The sequence below is a fragment of the Lascolabacillus sp. genome, from assembly GCF_028696275.1.
Classification (GTDB): Bacteria; Bacteroidota; Bacteroidia; order Bacteroidales; family Dysgonomonadaceae; genus Proteiniphilum; species Proteiniphilum massiliensis.
This window is the reverse complement of sequence record NZ_JAQVHI010000066.1, coordinates 1-2,698: the sequence shown is the minus strand read 5'-3', so window position 1 is coordinate 2,698 and position 2,698 is coordinate 1. Positions and strand designations below refer to the sequence as shown.

Annotated in this window: 2 protein-coding genes; one reads left to right on the top strand and one right to left on the bottom strand. The window is 40.1% G+C overall.

The window, feature by feature from the left end:
* Positions 1-657: SDR family NAD(P)-dependent oxidoreductase (locus PHO43_RS09775; protein ID WP_288012132.1), on the bottom strand; the 657-nt coding region annotated here is incomplete at its 3' end.
* 425 nt (positions 658-1,082) lie between these two features.
* On the opposite strand from PHO43_RS09775, the gene PHO43_RS09770 reads away from it, so the two are divergent.
* Complete coding sequence (locus PHO43_RS09770) at positions 1,083-2,477, top strand: Gfo/Idh/MocA family protein (RefSeq protein WP_045089119.1); 1,395 nt, start codon at positions 1,083-1,085, stop codon at positions 2,475-2,477.
* Positions 2,478-2,698: the final 221 nt, after the last annotated feature.

Here is a 2,698-nt window from a genome sequence, read left to right as displayed (position 1 = left end):
GAAGATACAGGTGCGGGCAATATCTTCTGGTTTGCCTACTCTGCCTGAGGGGTGCTGATTGTGATCCAGATCACTTAGAAGTTCATAGTTGCCGGTTTCAATCCAGCCGGGACTGATGGAGTTGACTATTATCCTGTACTTGCTTAACGACATTGATAATGCGTGGGTGAGTGAGTATATCCCTCCTTTTGATGCTGCATATGCTTCTGAATTTGGCTCGCTCATCAGAAAGCGGGTGGATGCAATATTGATGATGCGTCCATAGCTGTTTAATTCGGGGTTGGCGTCTCTGTGTTTTGCAAGTGTGCGGGAAGTAATGAATATGGGTCGCAGGTTAATATCCAGCACCTTATCAAACTCTTCGACTGTAATGTCGAGGATTGAGGAGAAGCGACTTACTCCGGCATTGTTTATTATTATATCTATATCTCCTTTATCTTTTATTAATTGGCTAACCGACTGCTCAAGGGCTGCTGCATCTGATATATCAACTTCGTGAAATGTGCATTTAAAGTCAGATAGCTCACTGCAAAGTTTTTCGGCTGCTGCCTTGTCTATGTCGCAGAATGTTACATCATCTCCATTTTTACAAAAAAGGGTAACGATAGCTTTTCCTAATCCGTTGGCTCCGCCAGTTACATATACTATTCTATCCATTCTGTTTTTATTTATAATTTAAACGCTGATGATACACCGGATCTATTATGATCCATCTTGATTACTGATAAAAACCGGGCAATAATAATTCGTTTTGCCTACAGAAATGTTTTCAAAGCCTCGGTGTAAAGATATGAAGTAGTTTTCATATGAATACCGCAACCTGTAGAAAATTTAACTGTTTGTGAAGCAGTTTTTTTTATATATTTTTGCAAACCATTCCAGGTTAGCTGGACCATAAGATAATCCAACATCTAATTAGTTTATTTAAGAATTTAACTCAAATCACACTAAATTTGGAGTATATTTGTGGTTTGAATAGATGAAAAGGTTATGAAGGTTGTTAATTACCTGTTTAGTCAGTTAATTTAAGGCCTGAAGTTTAATATAGACAATATATTTAATGTTTTTAATTAATAAATTAGATGAAGTTTTTAAAATTTAGTTTGTTGCTTTTTATTGCAACCATCGCATTTTCCTGCGTCGCTCCAAGTGAGAACGGGGCGCCGCAGATGATTAAGACAGAGGTGCCTGAAAGGCCGGCTGGACAAACCGACATGCTGCAGTTTGCAGCAGAACCCATTCCAACAGTAAGAGTAGGGTTTGTAGGTTTAGGAATGCGCGGTCCCGGTGCTGTACAACGTTTCACTCATATACCGGGAGTAGAGATTGTTGCACTATGCGACCTCAGACCAGAGAGAGTTGATGCTGCTCAGGAAATCCTTCGCAAAGCTGGTTTCCCCGAAGCTGCAGGTTACTCAGGTGATGTAAACTCATGGAAAGAGCTTGTAGAGCGTGATGACATCGATTTAGTGTATGTAGCAACCGATTGGAATTCTCATGCCGAAATTGGTGTATATGCCATGGAAAATGGCAAACACGTTGCTATTGAAGTTCCTGCAGCAATGACACTTGAGCAGATCTGGGCACTTGTTGATACATCTGAGAGAACACGCAAGCACTGTATGCAGCTTGAGAACTGTGTGTATGATTTCTTTGAACTTACCACACTGAACATGGCTCAGCAGGGCGTATTTGGCGAGATTATCCATACAGAAGGATCATATATCCATGAGCTGTCAGCATTCTGGGATTCATACTGGAATAACTGGCGCCTTGATTATAACGAGAAAAACAGAGGTGATGTTTATCCTACTCACGGAATCGGACCGGCTGCTCAGCTGCTTAATATCCACCGTGGTGATAAAATGAACTACCTGGTATCAGTTGATACTAAACCAATCGTTGGTCCGGAAATAGTGAAAGAACTGTATGGACGTGAAGCTCCTGATTTCCGTAATGGTGATCATACTTTGACACTGATAAAAACTGAGAAGGGTAAGACAATCAACATTCAGCATAATGTGATGACTCCTCGTCCATATTCACGTATGTATCAGCTTACAGGAACAAAAGGATTTGCTAATAAATATCCTGTACAGGGCTACGCTATCCAGTCTGGTCAGGTAGAATCTGAAGGTATTCCTAATCATGAAGATCTTAACGCACACAGCTTCGTTTCTGAAGAGGTTAAGACTGCCTTGATGGAGAAGTACAAACACCCTATCCACAAAGAGCTTGAAGAGAAAGCTAAAACAGTAGGTGGTCACGGAGGTATGGACTTCATCATGGATTACCGTCTTGTTTACTGTCTGCAGAATGGTCTGCCTCTGGATATGGATGTTTATGACCTTGCAGAGTGGTGCAGTCTTATTCCTTTGACTCAGATCTCACTGGATAATGGCAGTGTGCCTGTTGAAATACCCGACTTCACACGTGGAGGCTGGGATAAAATTGATGGTCTTAAGTTTGCTTATTAATCAAAATCAAACCGATCAGATATTCTTGTGAGAGTATTGAATCAGATATTTGAAAGTTTATCAAATTAAAATATTCTTGTGAGAGTATCGACCACAATTAATCAATATTCTAAATCGTAATACTCTTTGTAACTACTTTTCAGAATAACTCTATCAAAGAAAAGTGCCGGTGGTTTTAATCTCCGGCACTTTTTATTTTATCACTGATTATCTTAAATCAC